General features: G+C 41.2%; 17 protein-coding genes. 9 read left to right on the top strand and 8 right to left on the bottom strand.

The features are described from left to right. Positions 1-22: 22 nt before the first annotated feature. Positions 23-379, top strand: coding sequence for a hypothetical protein (locus tag V7K21_RS08640; protein ID WP_335173339.1), 357 nt, complete (start codon positions 23-25; stop codon positions 377-379). 25 nt (positions 380-404) lie between these two features. On the opposite strand, the gene aspS is transcribed toward V7K21_RS08640, so the two are convergent. Next, entirely contained in the window at positions 405-2,192 is a 1,788-nt protein-coding gene (gene aspS, locus V7K21_RS08645) for an aspartate--tRNA ligase (RefSeq protein WP_335173341.1), read from the bottom strand. Positions 2,193-2,484: 292 nt separating this feature from the next. Continuing rightward, positions 2,485-2,958: a DUF29 domain-containing protein gene (locus V7K21_RS08650; RefSeq protein WP_335173343.1), complete on the bottom strand. Its 474-nt coding sequence runs from the start codon at positions 2,956-2,958 to the stop codon at positions 2,485-2,487. 725 nt (positions 2,959-3,683) lie between these two features. Here V7K21_RS08650 and V7K21_RS08655 point away from each other — a divergent pair. The 3 genes from V7K21_RS08655 (at position 3,684) to V7K21_RS08665 (ending at position 8,860) form a co-directional block, all read left to right on the top strand. Continuing rightward, positions 3,684-5,561: a pentapeptide repeat-containing protein gene (locus V7K21_RS08655; RefSeq protein WP_335173345.1), complete on the top strand. Its 1,878-nt coding sequence runs from the start codon at positions 3,684-3,686 to the stop codon at positions 5,559-5,561. 504 nt (positions 5,562-6,065) lie between these two features. Next, entirely contained in the window at positions 6,066-7,577 is a 1,512-nt protein-coding gene (gene crtD, locus V7K21_RS08660) for a C-3',4' desaturase CrtD (protein ID WP_335173347.1), read from the top strand. Between the two features lie 176 nt (positions 7,578-7,753). Beyond that, on the top strand, positions 7,754-8,860 hold the full coding sequence (locus V7K21_RS08665; RefSeq protein WP_335173349.1) for a saccharopine dehydrogenase family protein: 1,107 nt from the start codon (positions 7,754-7,756) through the stop codon (positions 8,858-8,860). 243 nt (positions 8,861-9,103) lie between these two features. Here V7K21_RS08665 and V7K21_RS08670 read toward each other — a convergent pair whose 3' ends face one another. Continuing rightward, the gene (locus V7K21_RS08670; RefSeq protein ID WP_335173351.1) at positions 9,104-9,418 is read right to left on the bottom strand and encodes a cupin domain-containing protein; all 315 of its coding nucleotides are present in this window, start codon (positions 9,416-9,418) and stop codon (positions 9,104-9,106) included. A gap of 274 nt (positions 9,419-9,692) precedes the next feature. Between V7K21_RS08670 and V7K21_RS08675 the strand changes: the two genes are divergently transcribed. Beyond that, a complete protein-coding gene (locus V7K21_RS08675) occupies positions 9,693-10,082 on the top strand; it encodes a hypothetical protein (RefSeq protein ID WP_335173353.1) in 390 nt (129 codons plus the stop codon). A gap of 180 nt (positions 10,083-10,262) precedes the next feature. On the opposite strand, the gene V7K21_RS08680 is transcribed toward V7K21_RS08675, so the two are convergent. Next, a complete protein-coding gene (locus tag V7K21_RS08680) occupies positions 10,263-11,561 on the bottom strand; it encodes a cation:proton antiporter (RefSeq protein WP_335173355.1) in 1,299 nt (432 codons plus the stop codon). Between the two features lie 425 nt (positions 11,562-11,986). On the opposite strand from V7K21_RS08680, the gene V7K21_RS08685 reads away from it, so the two are divergent. Next, entirely contained in the window at positions 11,987-12,256 is a 270-nt protein-coding gene (locus tag V7K21_RS08685) for a hypothetical protein (protein WP_335173357.1), read from the top strand. Between the two features lie 199 nt (positions 12,257-12,455). Here V7K21_RS08685 and V7K21_RS08690 read toward each other — a convergent pair whose 3' ends face one another. Continuing rightward, on the bottom strand, positions 12,456-13,079 hold the full coding sequence (locus tag V7K21_RS08690) for a M10 family metallopeptidase C-terminal domain-containing protein (protein ID WP_335173359.1): 624 nt from the start codon (positions 13,077-13,079) through the stop codon (positions 12,456-12,458). 605 nt (positions 13,080-13,684) lie between these two features. Between V7K21_RS08690 and V7K21_RS08695 the strand changes: the two genes are divergently transcribed. Next, complete coding sequence (locus V7K21_RS08695) at positions 13,685-14,056, top strand: hypothetical protein (protein WP_335173361.1); 372 nt, start codon at positions 13,685-13,687, stop codon at positions 14,054-14,056. 22 nt (positions 14,057-14,078) lie between these two features. On the opposite strand, the gene V7K21_RS08700 is transcribed toward V7K21_RS08695, so the two are convergent. The 3 genes from V7K21_RS08700 to V7K21_RS08710 all read right to left on the bottom strand — a co-directional run bounded on the left by V7K21_RS08700 (position 14,079) and on the right by V7K21_RS08710 (position 18,988). Beyond that, on the bottom strand, positions 14,079-16,217 hold the full coding sequence (locus V7K21_RS08700; RefSeq protein WP_335173362.1) for a bluetail domain-containing putative surface protein: 2,139 nt from the start codon (positions 16,215-16,217) through the stop codon (positions 14,079-14,081). Positions 16,218-16,606: 389 nt separating this feature from the next. Then, positions 16,607-17,752, bottom strand: a complete 1,146-nt coding sequence (locus V7K21_RS08705; protein ID WP_335173364.1) for a glycosyltransferase family 4 protein — start codon at positions 17,750-17,752, stop codon at positions 16,607-16,609. Between the two features lie 63 nt (positions 17,753-17,815). Continuing rightward, complete coding sequence (locus V7K21_RS08710) at positions 17,816-18,988, bottom strand: glycosyltransferase family 4 protein (protein WP_335173366.1); 1,173 nt, start codon at positions 18,986-18,988, stop codon at positions 17,816-17,818. Positions 18,989-19,538: 550 nt separating this feature from the next. Here V7K21_RS08710 and V7K21_RS08715 point away from each other — a divergent pair. Both V7K21_RS08715 and V7K21_RS08720 read left to right on the top strand, forming a co-directional pair. Further along, entirely contained in the window at positions 19,539-21,755 is a 2,217-nt protein-coding gene (locus V7K21_RS08715) for a hypothetical protein (protein ID WP_335173368.1), read from the top strand. 388 nt (positions 21,756-22,143) lie between these two features. Beyond that, a complete protein-coding gene (locus tag V7K21_RS08720) occupies positions 22,144-22,581 on the top strand; it encodes a hypothetical protein (protein WP_335173369.1) in 438 nt (145 codons plus the stop codon). The last annotated feature ends 24 nt before the right edge of the window (positions 22,582-22,605 follow it).

Genomic DNA, 22,605 nt, shown 5'->3' on the forward strand with positions numbered 1-22,605 from the left:
AGTTCCACTGGGACTTTAGCTAATGAGTAGAAACATGGACGTAATTACGAATGAATTTAATAGATATTTTTCTAAATGGAAAATTACCTTGCCAGAAGAGAATATACAAAAACGTCGGAAAGGTTCAATTTTTCAAGCTGGTTGGAAAATAAATTTTATTTTTGGGATCAAAGATGATGCTAAGTACTTTGAATATTACGCTATGCATAGAATGACTAATGATCGTCACATCATAATTTATGAAAATGGAGAAAAAGAACACTTAAAGTCTTTAGAGCCTCCCTTAGAATACAGCCCAGCAATTGATGAAAGGCAAAGGGAGCATAATAAACATAACAGAAGAGTTAGAGAGGAACTGAGCTATAAAGGCTTATTTTAACTTTCTGTACTCCCCTTGCGCTTTTTTAAGACTTTGGTTTAAAAGTCGAAGCAACGTGCAATTCTTTCAACTGTTTAGCATCTACACTCGAAGGTGCATCTGTTAACAAACAACGCGCTTGTTGTGTCTTCGGAAAAGCAATTACATCTCGAATAGATTCTTCTCCAGCTAGCAACATCACTAAACGATCTAAACCGTAGGCGATGCCACCATGCGGCGGTGTACCATATTCAAATGCTTCTAACAGAAAGCCAAATTTATTTTGTGCTTCTTCAGGAGATAAACCGATCGCTTCAAAGACTTGCTGTTGAATTTCTCGCTGATAAATCCGTAGACTTCCGCCGCCAACTTCTACGCCGTTGAGTACCAAGTCGTAAGCTTGGGCGCGTGCAGTTTTTAAGTCGCTCAAATCATCAGGATGTGGTGCTGTAAACGGGTGGTGTAGTGCTTCTAGGCGCTTTTCGTCAGCATTCCACTCGAACATCGGGAAATCTGTAATCCACAGCAAGTTGATTTTTTCTGGATCAATTAACTCAAATTCTCTTGCGATCGCTTGCCGTAATCTATCTAATGTTTTATTAACTGTAGCAGCATCACCAGCCCCAAACAACAGCAAATGTCCAGCTTTTGCATCTGTGCGGCGTAAAATTTCTTGTTTTTGTTCAACGCTGAGGTTGTCTTTTATCGCCCCAATGGTGTCAATTTCGCCATCATCCCTGACGCGGATGTAAGCTAAACCTTTAGCACCGGCTTCGCTGGCTTCTTTAAATAAGTCACCGCCTGGTTTAATGCGGACATTAGAAATTACATCGTTACCGTTGGGAATGGGCAGAATTTTGACGATACCACCATTGGTAACAGTATCCCGAAAAACTTTGAAACTAGAGTTTTTCACAATATCTGAGACGTCAACTAATTCCAAACCATAGCGGGTATCTGGTTTATCACTACCGTAGCGTTCTATCCCTTGGACATAAGTGAGACGGGGAAAAGGGCGCTGTAACTCAATTCCTTTAACTGTTTTGAAGATATGACAAACTAACTTTTCGTTTAGTTCGATAATTTCTTCTTGGGACATGAAGCTCATTTCCATGTCCAACTGGGTGAATTCCGGTTGTCTGTCGGCGCGTAAATCTTCATCACGAAAGCAACGGGCAATTTGATAATATCTGTCTAAGCCGGATACCATCAGCAATTGTTTAAATAGCTGGGGTGATTGCGGCAAAGCATACCACTCACCAGGATTGACGCGACTGGGTAGAACATAATCCCGCGCCCCTTCTGGGGTAGAACGGGTAAGTATTGGGGTTTCGACTTCGATAAAACCTTCCAAATCTTCCAGATAACGACGCATAGCTTTAACAATTTGATGACGCAATTGCAAATTTTGCGCCATCCGTTCGCGTCGCAAATCTAAATAACGATATTTCAGCCGCAAGTCTTCGCGCACTGTCTCGGTGTCAGCTGCGGAAACTTGGAAAGGCAACTGTTTGCGAACAGCATTGAGGAGTTGAATTTTATCAGCGTAGATTTCTACCTCGCCTGTTGGGATGCGGGGATTTAGGGATTCTTCGGGACGGTGCGTTACCCTACCAGTGATTTCGACAACATATTCATTTCGTAGGGCGTTCGCCTGTTCGTATGAATCTGGGGTGCGTTGCGGATCGCTGACGATTTGGACAATTCCAGAGCGATCGCGTAAATCTAAAAATATCACACCACCGTGATCGCGGCGACGGTCTACCCATCCGTAAAAGGTAACTGTCTCTCCAATATGTTCTTTTCGGAGTTCGCCGCAATAGTGAGTTCGCATAAGTGTTAGTTCTGTTTGTCTGGGCTAGATTGGCAAGAAAATGTCAAAGCCTTCCCATTATCTAGCATCAATAGTAATTGTAGTAATAAACATACAATAATCTCACGCCAATTTGGCAAAGGTCGATTGGGGAAGTGGGTGAGACGCAAAAGGTGAAAGAAGACGCGATCGGGCTAAGAAATTATCACATCCTCTCACCGTGTCTCAGCAGCACCATGTTTTCCATAATACAATGTTCCCATTATTACAATATTTTTTGTGTAACTTAACTATGGAACACCACTGATAACTGTTAATCAGTGTCTCCATAAAAATCTTCATCTAATAACTGTTCTATCAGAAAAGGACAATCAAGAAGATATTCTGCGTCCGTTGGTTTTCTCACTCCTAATTTAGCTTTTTTACTTTCTTTGATTGCCAGTTTACGAGCATCAGCATGAGCTTGGGAAATAACTTCAGTAATATAGTTTTTAAAAGAAGGATTTTCTTCTAAATCCTTGTTGACTCGGAAACGATGTTCTGTCACAGAACTATACCAGCTTGTTTTCATCATCTCAGGAGCATCAGATTGAACGGTTAACTTGAGTAAATGAGCAATCAAGATTGTTAAATTACTAATAAATGACCGTTTCTCTAACTTTCCCATATCTTCTAATTCTATAAGCAAATGCTCCCAATCTATATCATTAAAACGATGTTCTTTAATCTGCTCAATAATGCTTTCTCGCCACAGATTAAAATCTTGTTCGTACAGTTGATTGTTCATATACAGCAATCTTCAAAAAGGAAACGGTGATTTTGCTCTTGAGGTTTAACAATTCTTGAGCGCACAGCCTGACAAACATCGTCTTAATCTTGAGCAGTCATTTCAGTTACAGTTCTAGAGTTCAAACCTTCTAATAGCATACATAAACTGGGTGTTAGTGAGTAACGTCACGAGGGAGACCGCTCCCGTCGCGAGGGAGACCGCTCCCGTCGCGAGGGAGACCGCTCCCGTCACGAGGGAGACCGCTCCCGTCACGAGGGAGACCGCTCCCGTCACGAGGGAGACCGCTCCCGTCACGAGGGAGACCGCTCCCGTTGCAATATTAATAACTACAGCTTAAATATGGTGACACCAACTTCAATATTGCTGATGACACTTTAAGCATTTAAACATAACAGGGCACAGTTATGCTCTTATACCGCGTATTACATCAACAATTTTTGTATTTTCTTTATTTTGCCAAAATCCGAAATATTGCACAGCAAACTTGTATAAAATCTCAGTAACACTAGTTCTCAAAAATCTGTCACAAAATTCCAACCCCCAAACCCAGATTTAATCTGACTTTCTTAACAATGTATTAAATATTCTTTTACCCCACCCTAACCCTCCCTTATAAAGGAGAGGGAACCGGATTTTATTGTTTCCCCCCTTATAAAGGGGGTAATCATTCGATTAGTATCACAACATAGAAATTTTCAAACAACCTCTAAGAATTAGTGATTATGCCGCCAGACTACTCCGGTCAAAATCTTCGAGGTCGCTCTTTTAAAGGTCAAAACTTGACTGGGGCAAATTTTAGCAAGGCAGATATTAGAGGAGCAAACTTTACCAACGCGATTCTTAAAGATGCTGACTTCACAGGTGTTAAGGCTGGACTACAGCGACCTTGGACAATTGGATTGCTTATAGCCTCATGGCTCCTATCGGGAATATCAGGGTTTTTGTCAATCTTAGTTGGTGTACTGGTCGCATATATTTTTGACACCAAAAGCACTCAAAGCGTCATCATCGGGATAGTTTCATTAATTGTGATACTGGTTTTTTTTATTATTACCATTCGTAAGAGTCTAACAGCAGGTTTAGTAGCCGGAGCCGGAGCCGCAGCCGGAGCCGCAGCCGTAGCCGAAGCCGGAGCCGGAGCCGAAACCTTCGCCGTAGCCGGAGCCTTTACATTATTTAGCGCTTACATTGGCTGGCGTAGTTTAACGGGAGATGAAAAAGATGCTTCGATTCGCTCATTTGCTCTCGCCTTTGCTGCGACAGGTGGAACTAGCTTCCGCAATGCCGATTTAACCGATGCTGATTTTACTGATGCAACCCTGAAAAACACAGATTTTAGAAAAGCAAACCTAACACGCACCCGTTTTTATGAAGCAAAAAAACTTGACTTTGCCAGAGTTGACGACACCATATTAACTAAATTAGCTGTTATAAAATTACTCGTCACTGGTAATGGTCGAGGAAAATCTTATGCTGGTGAAAACCTGAAAGGCGCTAACCTGATAGGTGCAGATTTAAAAGAAGCGAATTTAAAAGATGTTGATATTACAGAAGCCACCTTCCAAGGCGCTTGTTTAGAACGGGCAAACCTAACTTTAGCTCAAGCTGTAGGTACTAACTTCACCAGCGCCCAAATGACAGGTGCTTGTGTGGAAGCGTGGAATATTGAAAGTACAACCAAATTAAATAATATAGATTGTCGCTTTATCTATCTTTTAGAACATCCCAAGCCTGAAACAGACGACCGCGAACGCCGTCCTAGTAGTGGCGACTTTCAACCAGGAGAATTTACTAAGCTATTTGAAGAGGTTTTAAATACTGTTGATTTAATTTTCCGCGACGGCATAGACTGGAAAGCTTTTGTTAATGCCTTCCAAACAGTGCAAGACCAAAATGCAGACACAGAATTAGCTCTACAGAGTATTGAAAATAAAGGTGATGGGGTTGTTGTCGTTAAGGTTGGTGTACCTGATGGTGCTGATAAAGAAAAGATTCATAGTAATTTTACGCAAAATTATCAATTGGCATTGCAAGCTGTAGAAGAAAAATATAAAGCACAATTACAAGCTAAAGATGAGCAAATAGTCGTTTATCGCCAACAAAGTGGAGAGATGGCAGAGATTGTAAAATTATTAGCTAATAAACCGATTAATGTTCAAGTTGAAAATAAAGTAGAGAATAAAAATATGACTAACAGTAATGATTCCAGCCGCAATATTAATGTTGGCAGAGATTTTAATGCTAGCGGACAAGCTTTTAGTTTGGGTGACATCAGTGGTGCAGTCACAAATACTATTAACGAGTTACCAAAATCTCCCGAACCAGATAAACCAGGAATTAAAGAATTATTGACGCAATTGCAAGCAGCAATTGAGGATGATACAAACTTACTTCAAGAAGATAAAGCTGAGGCATTAGAACAAGTGAAAGCTTTAGCAGAAGCAGGGAAAAGTCCCCAAGAAGGGGCGATGCAAAAGGCGGGGAAAACGGCTATAAAGATTTTAAAAGGGACAATTTCTAGTTTACCCAGTGCCGCAAAGTTGGTTGAACAGTGCAGCAATCTATTGCCGTTGATTTCAAATTTTTTGGGTTTAGGGTAGCGTGTCAAATTAAGAGGTTGTTTAAAAAGTGTTTCGCTGTGAATTTAGGCACTTTTAGATCCCCCTTAACCCCCGTGTACATACAAATTTTTGATGAGGCCATTTAAGATTTATCGTGCAACCCCTGAGATACCTTAAGAAAGGTTATGCTACGCAAAACCTGTCCCTCTCCTTAGTAAGGCTATGGTGTATACACAAGTCTGAAACAGTCTACTCACTTGCATTTAGGCGTAAATTTACCCCACCCTAACCCTCCCCTTATAAAGGGGAGGGAACCAGATTTTCCGGTTTCCCCCTTTATAAGGGGGAGGGAACCAGATTTTCCGGTTTCCCCCCTTTATAAGGGGGAGGGAACCAGATTTTCCGGTTTCCCCCCTTTATAAGGGGGGATTAAGGGGGGTAATTCGATGACTTGTGTACACCAGCACCCTTCGACCCCATTCAACTCAAAGATTAAGGTAAAATTATAAGTAAAAGTATTAAGAATTTTAAAGAAACTAATCAATGTCCAGTATTTCTCTTGACAAAAGTAACTCTCATGTCGTCGTTATCGGTGCAGGAATAGGTGGATTGACTACCGGAGCTTTATTAGCTCATAGAGGTTACAGCGTCTTAATTTTGGATCAGGCTCTTGTCCCAGGAGGCTGTGCTTCGACGTTTAAACGGCAGGGATTTACCTTCGATGTGGGAGCAACTCAGGTGGCGGGGTTGGAACCAGGGGGAATTCACCACCGCATTTTCTCAGAATTGTCAATAGATTTACCGCCAGCAACGCCTTGTGATCCTGCTTGTGCGGTGTATTTACCTGGGGAAAGCACACCGATTAATGTCTGGCGCGACCAAGAGAAATGGCAAGAGGAACGACAAAAACAGTTCCCCGGTAGCGAACCGTTCTGGCAGTTGATGGCAACTTTATTTAATGCCAGTTGGGAATTTCAAGGACGTGATCCGGTGCTACCACCACGTAATTTATGGGATTTGTGGCAGCTAATGCAAGCGGTGCGTCCCAATACATTAATTACTGTACCCTTCACTTTGTTTACGGTAGGAGATGCTTTACGCTTATGTGGACTGGGAAATGACCAACGACTGAGGACTTTTTTAGATTTGCAACTGAAGCTATACTCCCAGGTGGATGCAGAGAAGACGGCATTACTTTATGCCGCCACAGCATTGAGTGTATCCCAACTGCCCCAAGGATTGTTTCACCTCCAGGGAAGTATGCAAGTACTAAGCGATCGCCTGGTACAATCCTTAGAAAGAGATGGCGGCAAATTGTTGATGCGCCACACTGTAGAAGAAATCAAAGTAGAAGACGGTAAAGCTACTGCTGTAGCGATTAGAAATCAGAAAACTGGCGAAGTCTGGACAGAAGCAGCCGACCACATAGTTACTAACGTCACCGTGCAAAACTTGGTGCAGTTATTGGGACAAGCGCCATCTGGTTATAAAAACCGGGTGGAAAAACTGCCCCAAGCATCGAGTGCCTTTGTGATTTATTTGGGTGTAGATGCCAGCGCGATTCCGCCTGGATGCCCTCCCCACTTACAATTTCTGTATGATGCTGATGGCCCGATTGGCGAGAATAATTCCCTATTTGTTTCCGTCAGTCATCCTGGAGACGGCCGCGCCCCAAATGGTAAAGCCACAATTATCGCTTCTTCATTTGTCGATCCTGCACAGTGGTGGGAGACTGAAGATTATGAAGGACTAAAAGAAAAGTTTACCCAAGAAGCGATCGCTCGTCTTGCCCAATACTTCTATCTCAAACCAGAAACGATTATTTATCAAGAAGCAGCAACACCGCGGACTTTTGCTCATTTCACAGCTCGCGATCGCGGTATAGTTGGTGGCATTGGTCAAAGAATACCCACCTTTGGCCCTTTTGGATTTGCCAATCGTACACCAATCCAGCATCTGTGGTTAGTTGGTGATTCTACCCATCCCGGCGAAGGTACTGCTGGGGTGAGTTATTCGGCGCTAACGGTAGTCAGACAAATTGAGGCGCAAAACTGATCAACTACCAATAATTGAACAACAGGCAAGGGAGCAGGGGGCAGGGGGAAATGACCCCTGCCCCCTGCCTCTTCCTTGAAAAGTCCTTCTTCCTTGGCAGGCAAGTCATACTTGTAACCGATGACAAAAAGGACAGAAAACTGGTGAAATAAGATTAGTATTGCTAATCTGGAGTAATGACAGACAGCGTTTTAATTCTTGGTGGACGGGGGCGGATTGGTAGCACTGTTGCTCAGGATCTAGCTACCCATACGCAGGCACAAATTACGATTACTGGACGTTCTGCGGAGTTTGGGAAGGCTGTTAGCTTGTCTTCGGGAGGACAAGTGCAGTTTTTGGTATTGGACTTGGCAGAAGTTGACAAGCTGCGAGATGCGATCGCAAACTCTAACTTAGTCATCCACTGTGCTGGCCCATTTCACTATCGCGATACTAATGTTCTCGAAACCTGTATTGCTCTAAGCGTTAATTATGTAGATGTCAGCGACCATCGTTCCTATACCAGCAAAGCTCTCAAGTATAATGAACAAGCTGCTGCTGCTGGTGTGACCGCAATTATTAATACTGGCATTTTTCCTGGTATTTCTAACAGCATGGTACGTCAAGGTGTTGAACAATTTGATCAAGCAGAAAAGATTCATTTAAGTTATTTGGTTTCGGGTTCTGGTGGTGCTGGCATTACAGTGATGCGGACAACTTTTCTGGGGTTGCAGTATCCTTTTGAGACTTGGATAGATGGAAAATGGCAGGTAATCAAGCCTTATAGTGAAAGAGAAGTAGTTGAGTTTCCACCTCCCTATGGAGGCAGCGGAGTTTACTGGTTTGATATGCCAGAAACCTTTACACTGCCCAAAGCTTTCCCATCTGTAAAAACTGTAATTACTAAGTTTGGCTCTGTTCCCGATTTTTACAATCACCTAACTTGGATTGCAGCACACGTTTTTCCCAAGTGGTTAATGCAGCGTCGTTACATGATTGAATTTCTGTCCCATGTCAGCCATTCGATGACAGATGTCACTAATAATTTTAGTGGAATTGGGGTAGCAGTTCGTTCAGAAGTTACAGGGCAAAAAAATGGTGAAACAGCCGTTTATTGTTCAACTGTAGTGCATGAAAATACAGCGGTGGCTTCTGGTTGCGGCACAGGTAGTATTGCCCAATTATTGCTAGAAGGTAAACTCAATAAACCAGGTGTTTTTGCTGTGGAAGAAGCACTACCAACAAATTTATTTGAAGAGGTAATGCAAAGCCGAGGAATTAAAATTAATCAAAGTTGGTTATAGCTTAATACGCTTGAGTTAAGCACACCGGGTGAAAATTTCATCTGATTTCACCAAATATCAGATACAGATACATAGGTGGGGACGTACTGCTGTACGTCCCTACAACCGATTCATATGTTGCAATCACTGTTGAAATTGCAGATCATATTTTGTTGAAGCAAGTGCGATCGCTTTTTCGAGGTCGGCGGGATTAATGACTCCCAAAAGATTGCGTTCTTCCTCATTCAATGGTAAGTTTACAGGCTATCCTACCTCTGCAAAAAACTGCTCACCCCCTGCTGGTGTCACCCACATCAGGATTTTGGCAGGCTTTGACCCGATGTTTTTATAACCGTGGTACTGACCCCTAGTAAAATGCATGAAAGTTCCGGCAGTTGCAACGATAGTCTGCTCGTCATGCTGGTACTCAACCTCTCCCTCAAGAACATAGTGTGCTTCGTCCGCTTGCTCGTGAATATGGGGTGGTGCAATACTTTGCGGTTGCATTAAAACCTCTGCTAACCCATATCTTCCGCCTGTATCTTTCCCTTGAGCCAGAAGTGGAATTTTGTCAATCATATCAGTCCACTTGAGTGGACTTTAGCTATGAGGTGCTGAAATTTATTTCTGGAGAGGATGTGAGTAAGCACGATAATTTGACTATTACAAAAATGTATATAGTGTTAAAACTTAAAAGGTTCAGATAGCATTAACTGAACTATAGGTAAAAATTAATATACCCTGCGGTAGAAGGAAGAACTGTACTTAAACACTTAGGATGCCTGTGAGCCTTAAATATTGAATATATTTATACATGATTAAGGCTCATAAAGTAAAAAGAGGAGATTTTTTCATGCAAAAAATTTTATTAACTTTAAAGCAAGCATTACGTTCCAGCTTTTTGGTTCTTGCCTTGATGATTTCCATCAGCCTGTCAGGTTCGTTTATTTTCATTCAACAAGCTACTTATGCAACTACTCTTGAAGAATTGAAGCTAGTACCTCCAGAATATAAGCCAAATTCTGAAGAAAAAATTAATCGCGCTAACGAATATGACCTAGGCGTTGGCGCTCAAGAGGAAGAACGAGAAGAAGCTTATGAAAAAGCAGTAAAAGATGCAGGAAGCCTTACTACTATGGAGGAGGCTTACGAAAGGAATTTGAAGGCTGAGAGAGAACAAAATCCCCCAGAAAGTTTCGGTGAAAAAGCAAAAGAAGTTATTGAAAAGGTGACAGGTAAATAGGAAATATAGACCTAATTACTAACTCTTTCCCCACAAGGAATGCAAAGTAAGACTCAAAGCCTCTCTCCTTTTAGGAGAGAGGTCTGGAGTTAGGGAAAAACTGTATTATACCCAAGCAGTAAGATGGGCACTGTTAACGTAGAAGTGTAAGTAGTAGTGCCTATTCTACAAAAATAACTTTTACTCAAATTCATCTATTGTGGCAGGAGGGGTAGTCTTTCTCTGATTAGCAAGATTGCGCTCATACCACTTCATTAATGGAGTTGAACTAATGCCATGTATAATCACAGAAGCGATGATAGTAGTGTAAGTTATCCAAGCAATTTGTTCGCCTGATTCACCTTTTAAGCCATGACCAAACGCATAGGCAAGATAATATAAAGAACCAACACCGCGAATACCAAACCATCCAAATAGTAACCGAGTTCCTGGGTGCAAGGTACGGCGATGTGACTCTAGAGGACGTTTACCTATTGTGCTAATCCAAACTCCTACAGGTCTAATTATCAAGAATAATAAAATTATCACTATCAAAGATTGCCCAGCATAATTGAGCATTGGCTTTAATAATAATATTGACCCTAATAGTAAAATTGTCCCAACTTCCAGCAGTTTTTCAATCTGCTCAACAAATTCCAATTCTGCTAACGGTTTTTCAGGATTTATGTAACTGCGTTGGACAACTAACCCAGCAACAAATACTGCCAGAAATCCATAGCCATTCAACATTTCTGTTAAGGAATAAGTTAGTAGAATTGTGCTGATAGCAATAAAATCTTCCATTAACTCATTGGCAGCACGGCGTTTTTGAATTTTTTGCTCAATCCAAACTATAGATTTGGCAACAATAATTCCCATAATAATGCCAACTGCGATCGCCCAAATTAAATCAACTGCAATCCACTGTTTAAACCAGTTGCCCCAGTTATCATTTTCTAATGCATGAATACCAAAATAAACGAAGGGAAAAGCTAAAGCATCATTTAAACCACCTTCAGAAGTTAAACCAAATCTCAATTCATCTTGGTCATTTGTATCGGTCAGTTGTACTTCTGATGCTAATACTGGATCTGTGGGTGCAAGAATTGCTCCTAATAAAATCGCTTCTCCCCAATTCATCCCTAAAAACAATTTACCCACAACAGCCAGAGCAAAAATTGAAATTGGCATCAGAAATACAATCAATCGCACCGTAATATCCCAAACCCCCAACTTTAAAGGACGAATAATTCTTAAGCCGCAGCCAAACACAGAAATAATTACTACAAGTTCTGTTATTTTCTCCAGCAGTTCGGCGTTGAAAACTTCATTTTGACGTAATTGAACAAGTTTTAAGCCATAAGGCCCTAGAAATATACCAACTAGTAAGTAGATAAGGGCAAAAGAAAGAGGTAAACGAGCAATCCAACCTGACCCTAATGTGACCATTAGCAAAAGTAGACCAACCACAAATAGGTCAATAATATAGGTATCTACCATATAGCGATTTATATAAGAATTAGGTGTTGCTTTATAAGCTTAGTTGCAATAGCTTTGTATTAGAAGTTACCTATGGACAGATTTTTTTGGATTAGGGATTGGCGATTCAAACAGGTTACCAAATTGCAAAAGAAAGGAATAGATAAATTTGGCGTTGGCTTTGCCTGCTTTCTCTACGAGACGCTACGCGAATGGCATTAGACTTTGATTATTCGCGTCTGGATTAAAACAATGACAATAGCACAAGAATATCGTTAATGCACAGCGTGCGCTCCTATGAATGGTCTATATTCTCTACTTTCTCACTCAGAATCGCCCCTCTTTAGTACAAATATACTATAATATAGATAGCGTCCACAAAGCCTAGCCAAATGGATAACGGTTTTGTGAAAACCTTCTGGAAGATGGATTCAAGGGTTAGTTCGATGATGAAGCATTACATTCTCAACCTCAATCCGACTGCCAAGCATGAATGGGATCGGTGTATTTTACGTGACCCTCTGACTGCAAAACGCCCAGACATTGCCAAATTAATTGCTGAAGCGGTTGGTGCTGATACAGGCAGTTATTTGGTGAGCGTGAATATCGAAGTTCAAGTTTTGCAGCAAGCGGCGGTACCTCAAGCAGAACAACTCTCGCTTTCATTTCCAGAGGTGAATGTGCCCTCACAACCACAACTGCGGGAAGCGGCTTGAGCTATAGTGCAGAGTTTAGTAGAGAATAATTAGCCTGTATAAGCAGGCTTACTTCGTGTAGCCGCAGACTTGAGTCTGACGGCTAACGAAATCATGGGTGTATGACAATACACTTGGGATAAGCCTTTTTCTCTCCCCCTGCCTAAACAGATAAATTTCCTTAACCCAACCGTATTGGGGTGTATGAGTGGACTTAATCTTAGAAGGCAAAATTAATGGCATTGTTCAAAGCAGCGGTAGACACATTGCTGAAGGTAATAAAGTTGACAGCATAACCTTTTCCAGATGAACCATCTGGATCAATTAAAACGATCGCACTAGTTCCCTTAGTCTCAAAGTGCAAATAGCCGTTGGCGATCGCACTGACAAAATTCAGGTTGGCTAGACCAGAATTTTGGAAAAGTTGCCGTAGGACAATCTTGTCAGTACTTGTTTTAAAGTCAGCGATCGTATCACCCGCATCCTGGATATTTGTATAAACGAACGAGTCTGCGCCTGCACCACCTGTGATGGTATTTTTCCCGTGGTAGCTAGTGATAATGTCATCGCCAGCAGTATTATCGAGAGTATTGCTTCCACAGTTGCCATTGATGACATTGACTTTTGCCTCAAATGCACCAATGTCTACCTTACCGCCAGAGATGCGAGCGAAGCCAGAACCACGTTGGTCAAATGGTACTTGTTCAGTGATGTTGCCGTCACCATCCTGATCTGTGGTATTAAAATGATGTCCTTTCCTTGTTAGAGCATTCGCATTTAGTATTGCCCGTTGTAGTGAACCAGCACCGCTGCTGCTGGTGTTAGTGACGGTAAATGTAGACATTGATGTTACTCCGATTTTTTTTCATTCTTTGGGGAATTAAAAGATGCCGCTAAAAACTCGCACTTGTAGCGGTTCGAGTATTTTAGGAACCACTAAAAACCACTACACTGCCGGAAACAGCGCTGTGTCAAGTGTGCAAGAAATCAGTCACAGGATTTGGTGAGGTACGTTGCCCAAAATAGAATTGGGTTTTGCGACTACTCAACCAAAACTATTGATTCTCAAAGCCAAATCTCTAAGGAATTACCCTCTCAAACTCTAGAGGGTTTTGAAAATATACTTAAATTCAAAACAGTTGTTTAGCAAATATTATATACAAATAGGAGATTCTAATTGAAAATTTACTGAGAGTTAATTTGAACTTCATTTTTGCTGTGATCCAGTAAAGTTACTGTAAGTTTTTGGTGAATAGCGATCGCTATATCTGCACCTCAGACATTGCCTTTTCTCCCCTAATTTAGTACATTTGGACTATAATAGATATATAGCGTCCACCCAACTTGGTTAAGTGTAAAACTGCTCTGTGACAGCCTTTTGGAAAATGGATTCCAGGGTTGGTCTTATGCTTAAACACTAGATTCTTGACATGAGAGGAAAATTATTAAATGATGCAACTGAGTCATTATCCAGCTGCGATCGCCCAAGCTGCCCAACGGGCTAATGAAATAGACTCTCAGTTGATGGCAGTGCAGCACCAAGTTAACCGATTTGAAGGCAATGCAGACCGCACCGCCGCTTTTGAGATAGATTTAAAAAATGATGCTCAACGCAAGGCTCGTCGCTTTGAGGTGCTGCTTGTGAATCAGGAATATCAAAAGTCAATAGACACCCAGATTCGATTAACTCTCGATAAAGCAAATGCCATCGCTCATTTGGAATATCTGCGTAATCAGTTTAGTGTAGCTAAGTTGGAAGCAAGATTAGCGATCGCTCAACAACTTACCGATTTTGAATCTAAAGAATTAGTCGGTTTATAGTCACATCTGAACCGTAGTCTGATTATACAACTGCTAAGGAGGCTAAGTTACCCTTGTAGCCACTAATCTCAATCACGGCATCCGTGAGGGCAGAGAATCCATTAGTGTTATCGTTGAGTGCCAGAAAAGTCTGCTGATGATTGCCTGTACCAAGGGTAAAAGTTGCCGCACCTTTAGCTACAAAAGCAGTTGCAGTCAATATCTGTTGTACATCTGAGAGATTTAGACTCGCAACAGTGCCAAGTTGAACTAGATTAGCAGCGCTAACTGCATATAGCCCATCAATTTTATCTTGAGAAATATTCAAGTCAGTTATTTTATCAAAGCTAGACAGCAGCGAATCACTCAGACTACTGAACACAAATTTATCAGCGCCACAACCGCCTGTGAGGGTATCACGCCCAGCACCACCATTGAGGATGTCATTACCATTACCACCAACTAGTTTGTCATTTCCGGCTAATCCAAAGAGTTTATCGTTGCCATTTTTGCCGGAAATTTGATCATTACCAGCCCCACCACTGAGTTCATCTGCACCGTTACCACCGTTTAAAGTAATCTTTGGCACATTTCCGTCTGTGGTGGTTTTGCTGATTAATTGACCATTGGTATCATACAGATAAGTGGCAACTGCATCAGTAATGCCATCACTATTGTTGTCAATATCTGCGGAAATTAGTTTGCCGTTGCGATCGTAGTTGAAAGTGGTAATTTCATCAGGGATGCCATCATTATTTTTGTCAGCTACCTGTGCAGTCTGTTTGCCGTTAGCGTCATAACTATAAGCGGTGACTTCATCAAAGATGCCATCATTATTTTTGTCAATTTTTTGTGATGTCAGCTTGCCGTTAAAATCGTAGCTGTAGATGCCAACAGCATCAATTACACCATCATTGTTGAAGTCATAACTGGCGGATGCGCGTCCATAAGTAGAGGTTTGGACATAATCAAGTTTGCCGTCGCCGTTGTAATCACTGCTCGTGGATGTCTGGTTGCCCTTGGCATCATAAGTAAAGGTAAAGGTTTGGACAGAATCAACTTTGCCGTCGCCGTTGTTGTCAGTGCTATAGGATGTCCGGTTGCCCTTGGCATCATAAGTAAAGGTTTGGACAGAATCAACTTTGCCGTCGCCGTTGTCGTAACTGCTATCGGATGTTTGGTTGCCCTTGGCATCATAAGTAGAGGTTTCGACAGAATCAACTTTGCCGTCGCCGTTGTCGTCAGCGCTATAGGATGTCCGGTTGCCCTTGGCATCATAAGTAGAGGTTTGGACAGAATCAACTTTGCCGTCGCCGTTGTTGTCACTGCTGTTGGATGTCTGGTTGCCCTTGGCATCATAAGTATAGGTTTGGACAAAATCAACTTTGCCGTCGCCGTTGTTGTCACTGCTGTTGGATGTCTGGTTGCCCTTGGCATCATAAGTATAGGTTTGGACAATATCAACTTTGCCGTCGCCGTTGTTGTCACTGCTGTTGGATGTCTGGTTGCCTTTGGTATCATAAGTAAGGGTTTGGACAAAATCAACTTTGCCGTCGCCGTTGTCGTCACGGCTATTGGATGTCAGGTTGCCCTTGGCATCATAAGTATAGGTTGCGACAGAATCAACTTTACCGTCGCCGTTGTTGTCACTGCTGTTGGATGTCTGGTTGCCCTTGGCATCATAAGTATAGGTTGCGACAGAATCAACTTTACCGTCGCCGTTGTTGTCAGTGCTTATGGATGTCTGGTTGCCTTTGGCATCATAAGTAAGGGTTTGGACAAAATCAACTTTGCCGTCGCCGTTGTCGTCACGGCTATTGGATGTCAGGTTGCCCTTGGCATCATAAGTAGAGGTTTGGACAGAATCAACTTTACCGTCGCCGTTGTTGTCAGTGCTTATGGATGTCTGGTTGCCCTTAGCATCATAAGTATAGGTTTGGACAGAATCAACTTTGCCGTCGCCGTTGTTGTCAGTGCTTATGGATGTCAGGTTGCCCTTGGCATTATAAGTATAGGTTTGGACAATATCAACTTTGCCGTCGCCGTTGGTGTCAAAGCTATCGGATGTCAGATCATAGCGGTAGGTAATAACTGAGTCTATTATCCCATCACTGTTGTTGTCTGTCCTCTCAGATATCACTTTGCCATCGACATCGTAAGTGTAAGTTGTGGTTGATGTCATAAATTGGTGTTTTTTATCTGTTTGATTCCACTTGTGTACTGCGATGTGTTTTCATCACACATCGCTATGTTCTGCAAAATCTTTTTATCTACCAAGTCTGGGTAGTTAAATGTATTTTTGCTACATCAGTCACAATGATGATACTATACGAATTTTTTAAGTCAATCTTATTAATCACATTATTTATATGACATACATTATTGCTAACTTAACCAACTTGGTATACTCATTCCCAGGGAAACGCAAAGTTTTTAAATTGCATTCGCTGGAAACTTATCCCCCACGGGTGGAGAGGCTTTGAAACCTAGTAGGGGCACACGATTACAGCTAGCTGTGCGCCCCTACGAATTGTCTGTACTCCACGCAATTTAAAACCGCTATATGTCTATTTAAGCAGACGTGATATGAGACAGCAGTTGAGCAATTTGCTGATTAATAATTGCGATATCAAAACGCTCACTAGCAATAATCCTGGCATTCTTGGCTATAGTTGCAGTTATTTCCATCTCCTGAAAACAGGTGATAATTACTTGTGCAAGTTCCTGGGGTTCTCCTGGTGTCACTAGAAAACCATTAAGTCCATGTTCTACTAATTCCATTACACCCCCAGCTTTTGCTGCAACTACAGGTTTTCCAGATAGCATTGCCTCTACAATCACTCTACCAAAGGGTTCTGGGGAAGTAGAGGTATGTGCTACCAAATCACAAGCTGCCATTAACTGAGGAATATCAGAACGAAATCCTAAAAATTTGACGCGGTTTTCTAATCCCAGTTGGCTAACTTGTTGGTGTAACTGTTGGACGTAATCTTGTTCGCCAAACAATGCATCACCCACTAAAATTGCTGTCACCTCTTGCGGACATTTGGCAAGGGCATCAATTAAAATATGCTGCCCTTTCCAAGGTGCAAGACGGCTAAAGTGTCCAACTACAAATTTTCCTGACAATCCTAACTGTTGTTGTAATCTATTAATGTCAAACTCATCAGTTTGATAAATTTTTGGATCAAAGCCGTTATAGACAACTTCTATGATGTCTGGGCGTCCTTTTGCTTGCACAAAGGCTGTTTGACTAGCTTGTGAATTAGCAATTATTAATGATGCAAAACGATTAGCTAAATTAACAGCAATACGAAGATTAGTTTGGCTAAAATGTTCTGTAGAAAGAATATCATGTAAATGATAAACTAGAGGGCGACGACTGAAAAAACTTGCTAATGCCCCTACAACTAATGCTTTTTGGGTATTAGCATAGATTAAATCGTATTCACGCGCTTTTTTAACTACCTTAGTAATCAAAGGTACAAGTTGTCCCAGACTCTTTAATCCTTGTACCAAACTGCTTTCTTTGTGAACTTCGATTGCTTGAGTTGCAAAAACTTCTACTGGGATATGATTTTGCTGTAGTAGATGTTTAAATGGGCCATCTGCAAATAAACCTACCAAAGCGCGATCGCCATATGGTTTAGCAATATCTATTAAACATAATTCTGCACCGCCTGGTTTACCACTTTGGTCTAAGAAAAGAATTCTCATAAAACCTCTATTTTATCTAATTTGACTCACGCAGCACCTTTAACATCTATTACAATCACTTGTTTAAGCTAATAAAATATTCCGTACTTGTTGGGTGATTTGATTCCAGTCATAGTGTGTAGTGGCATACTGGCGACAGGCTGATCGTGAAGGTATGGGGATATTTCCCAATAGTGCTTGTTCTAATTTTTCAGCAATGGCTAATGCTTCTGTTGAAGTAGTAATTAAATCAGGTGAAAATTCTGATAAAATTTCTGGCATTCCCCCAACGGGAGTACATAAAACGGGAGTACCACAGGCTAGAGACTCGATTATTACTAATCCAAATCCTTCAAAAGATTGACTAGGCATGATAGTTAGTTCGGCAGCTTGGTAAGCTATAGGTAATTGCTCATCAGGGAGAAAACCTAAAAATTTAACGTTGTCGTCTAGTCCTAATTCTCTAGCCTGTTGTTGTAGTGCAGCTTGGATGTGACCACGACCTGCGATCGCTAGCCAAACATCTGGTATTCTGGGCTTAATTATAGCCAGTGCCTGCAATAATTTGTCAACTCCGGTTCGATGTACTAAGCGGCGGGATGTAAATATGATCCGGCGATTACTAGGCCAGCCTAGCTTTGTACAAGCTTCCTGGGGTGATAAATTTGGTTGAAACCAGTTAATATCAACTCCACCAGGAATAATATTAATTTTGCTCCACGGGACTTGATATTTATCATGTAAAATTTTACCAAATGCTTTGCTCAAAACAATGAAGCGATCGCAGCGATTATAAGTGTTTTGTTCTATTAGCCAGTGTTTGATCAAAAGACTGAGATTTTTATTAACTACCTCTTGCTGACTCTCAGAAGCCCAAGGGCCATGAAAGTTAAAAGTAACTGGTACTCCCTTTGGTAAAATATCTAAAATAGGAAAGCTGTATAATGCAAAGTGCAAATTAATAGCATCTGGTTTGCTTGTTCTTGTTTTTTGAAAGTTATTACGAATTGACCATAATCTTTGCCAAATAGCACTATCAACAGAAGCCAAGTTAGTCAGCTTAATCGGTGAATTTATTTCAGCTTCTGGTAGACCGACTCCACATAATTCAACCTCGTCTTTATTTGCTGCTAATTTATGAGTTAATTCATAAATATACCTTTCTAATCCTCCAGGGCTTTTGGGAAACCAGCCTAATCCAAGGGTGAGAATAGATGCAGATGATGAAGCAAAACTTGTTTCTTTATTACCTTCCATCAATGTGTCTCCTATAAATGTATTAAAATAGTAGGGTCAATTCATGAATTACCCTAACAGCGTGTTTGTTATATCCCAACCTGAATTACTATAATTTACGAATACACATTAAAAATAAGAGTTTTTTATAGAACACCAATTTATAAACTATTTATATGCGAACGTCAACAATGAATTCAAACCTGTGTTTTTATTAACTAAATAACACTGAGGATGATATATATGATTCCTGCCACAAAACAAGCTGAGTGGTAGACAGGGAAAGGAAAAAACCAATACAAATTAATTTATTAATAAATAATTTTGTATTAATATCTACAATTTTTGCATTGGTAAAAGTAAAAATTGATACATTTAAAAATATTAGCTGAAATAATGTTTTTTTGATAAAGTTTCTATGAATAGCATTTTTAAATTATTGATTATTGATAATTAATTAAAATATCGTATTCATAAATAATTTTTATTGTACCCAGTTAAAAGCAGTAAAATTTTGTGCGGATTTTATAAATAGTGATTGTATATAAATAATTAAAAGCTTAAAAATTATATGATAAATAAATTATTGATGCGGTTAGTCAAATTTCGGATTAAACTCAATCAGTACATCAAAAAATTCTCTAATATTAGATATTTACAAAAAAGTAAAACTTTCAATTTTTTACTCAGTCTGACTGCTGGAGTAATTGTTACTACCATTGGAATTACAACAGACTGGGCGATAACTGGAACACCCACACTCACGTACAAAACATCGTGGATAGGTAATACTTTTGGCAGTGGAAATCTGCGGGTACAAAACAATATTGAGGCAATGTATGTTGCCCCTGATGGCACAGTTTATACAAACAGTCATTGGGATGAGGCGGGAATGGAGGCAGCCATATATAAGGATGGTAAAGTTATTGGGGCTATTGGGGATACTCACGGCTGGAGTCGTGGAGGTGGGAAAGCTGTAACAGCAAATAGTAAATATATTTACATTGCCATGACTCAGGGTTCGAGGGGCAAAACAGATGAAGATTACCCACCTGAAGGAACAACTTGGCATTGCGTTAGACGCTATGACTTGTCGGGAAAACCTGCGCCGTTTCCCAATGGGCGTGGCTGGGATAAAAGTATGTTAATTACTAGCACTAAAAATGAAGTTACTGGATTAGCAACTGGGGAAAGCGAGTTGTATGTGAGTGATTTTGCTGCTAATCAGATTCGTGTCTATGATCCTGATACGATGAAGGAACTCCGCAGCTTTACCGTTGCTAATCCGGGAGCAATAACTATTGATCCACAGAAAAATCTCTGGATTGTTCAAAGCAAAAATGGTAGTAATCCTGCCAAGATTCTCCATTATTCCCAAACTGGAAAGCAATTGCCCCAACAGATTGGAGATATTGTTGAACCAACAGCGATCGCAATTGATCATCAAGGTAAGCTATTGGTGGCAGAGAATGGGCCGCGTCAGCAAATGTTGATTTATGATGTCAAAGATAAGCCCGTGCAGGTGGGTAGTTTTGGCTCTAAAGGTGGTATCTATGCAGGAGTTGCTGGTGAAGTTCAAGATTTGAAACTTTACGGACTTACCGGAGTCGGTACAGATACTTCAGGGAATATCTATATAAATAGTGATGGTTTCAACAAATCAGGAACAGATTTGCGGAAATTTTCGCCATCGGGAAAACTAATCTGGCGATCGCTGGGATTGATATTCGTCGATAATGCAGATGCCGATCCTAAAAGTGATGGTGTAGATTTATTCACCAAACAAGAACACTATTTGATGGACTACAGTAAGCCTGCTGGTAAGCAATGGACTTACAAAGCCTACACTTTAAATGGTTTCAAATATCCTCAAGATCCACGTCTGCATACATCGCCAGATGGAACCTTTGTTCGCCGCATCCAAGGGAAGCCGTTTTTGTACCTCACAGATATGTATAGCAGCTTTCTGCAAATATATCGTTTTAATCCAGCCACAGATGGCAAAATTGCCATACCAGCCGGAATGTTCGTCGGTACCAATAGCGGAGATAAACCATTTCTCACCGGGAATTGGCCACCGCATCAACCAGAAAAAGGGGAATGGATCTGGCGCGATCGCAACGGTAATGGCAAATTTGAAAAGAACGAATATGATACCAGCAAAGATTATCCCTATATCGGCGGATGGTGGGTAGACAGCAAAGGAGATGTTTGGAAAGCTTTGCGAACCCAAGATGGCATTCGCCACTATCCTTTACAGGGAATAGATGCTAAAGGCAACCCCATCTACAAGTATAGTTTGATGCAGAAGCAAACTACTCCCAAGATATTTAACGACTTGCGGCGGATCGAATATTTCCCGGAAACAGATACTATGTATTTGTCAGGCTTCACAGTAGATCACCCTGCATTCGGTGACGATACTGGAGTTGTTGGTTCTGAGATTGCCCGTTTTGACAATTGGAGTCAAGGTAATCGTACTCCCCGTTGGCGGATTGTAATTCCCTACGACACCACTGGCAAACATGAAGTGTCTACGGCTGCAATGAGTGTGGCGGGAGATCATGTATTCGCCGTGACAGTTAAAACCGCAGAGGTATATGTCTACAATGCCAAGACGGGAGTGCAAGTACAACAGTTAAAACCAGGCCCAGAAGTTGGTAGCGAAAGTGGCTGGATTGATATCCCCTACGGTATCCGCGCTTTTCGGCGTTCCAATGGTGAGTATCTAGTATTTGTGGAAGAAAATTGGAAAGGAAAAGTGATTATGTATCGGCTGGCGGGGTGAACATCCCAAATGTGCCATTCCCTTGATAGCCCTCATCCCCTAACCCCTTCTCCCAAGCATGGGAGAAGAGGAATTTCTCCCCTCTCCCATGTTTGGGAGAGGGGCTGGGGGTGAGGGAAGAGAGTTAAACAAAATTGGGATGCTCCCTGGCGTGGTGAGTATTTACAGTAATAACGAGGGAATTAGAGCAAGCCTTTTTACGTGCCTCAAATGTTGGGAAATGGGGAAGGTTAGAAAGAAAATTTGTGCCGTCTGCAATGGGACAGGCACAATACACATAATCTAAATTATCTAGAGAGAAGCTATAACGCACCCTACTTAAGATTTACTCCATTAGAGTGTTCCAATAAATAAATGATCCAAAGTCTGTCATTGCGAGTGCAACGCAGTGGAGCATACCACTTTGTGGAAGCAAGCTACGCGCAGCGTCTCCAAAAGTTGCAATCACAAAGATGAAGAGATTGCTTCATTCCGCTTTGCTCCATTCGCAATGATAATTGGGCATTTTTTTACTTGGATTACTCTTAATGAGCCTTTGATACTCGTAAACGAGTCTTTGAACTCCGTCAACGAGTCTTTGATACTCGTGAATGAGTCTTTGAACTCCGTTAACGAGTCTTTGATACTCGTGAATGAGTTTTTGAACTCCGTTAATGAGTCTTTTATACTCGTGAATGAGTCTTTGAACTCCGTTAATGAGTCTTTTATACTCGTGAATGAGTCTTTGAACTCCGTTAATGAGTCTTTTATACTCGTGAACGAGTCTTTTAACTCCATTAATGAAAAATATCTAACCATTCCTGAATGTACAGGGGTGAGCGTGTAGTAAAATTTGCTCACCTCCGTAAAG

It is taken from the genome of Nostoc sp. (genome assembly GCF_036919595.1).
Lineage (GTDB): Bacteria > Cyanobacteriota > Cyanobacteriia > Cyanobacteriales > Nostocaceae > Nostoc.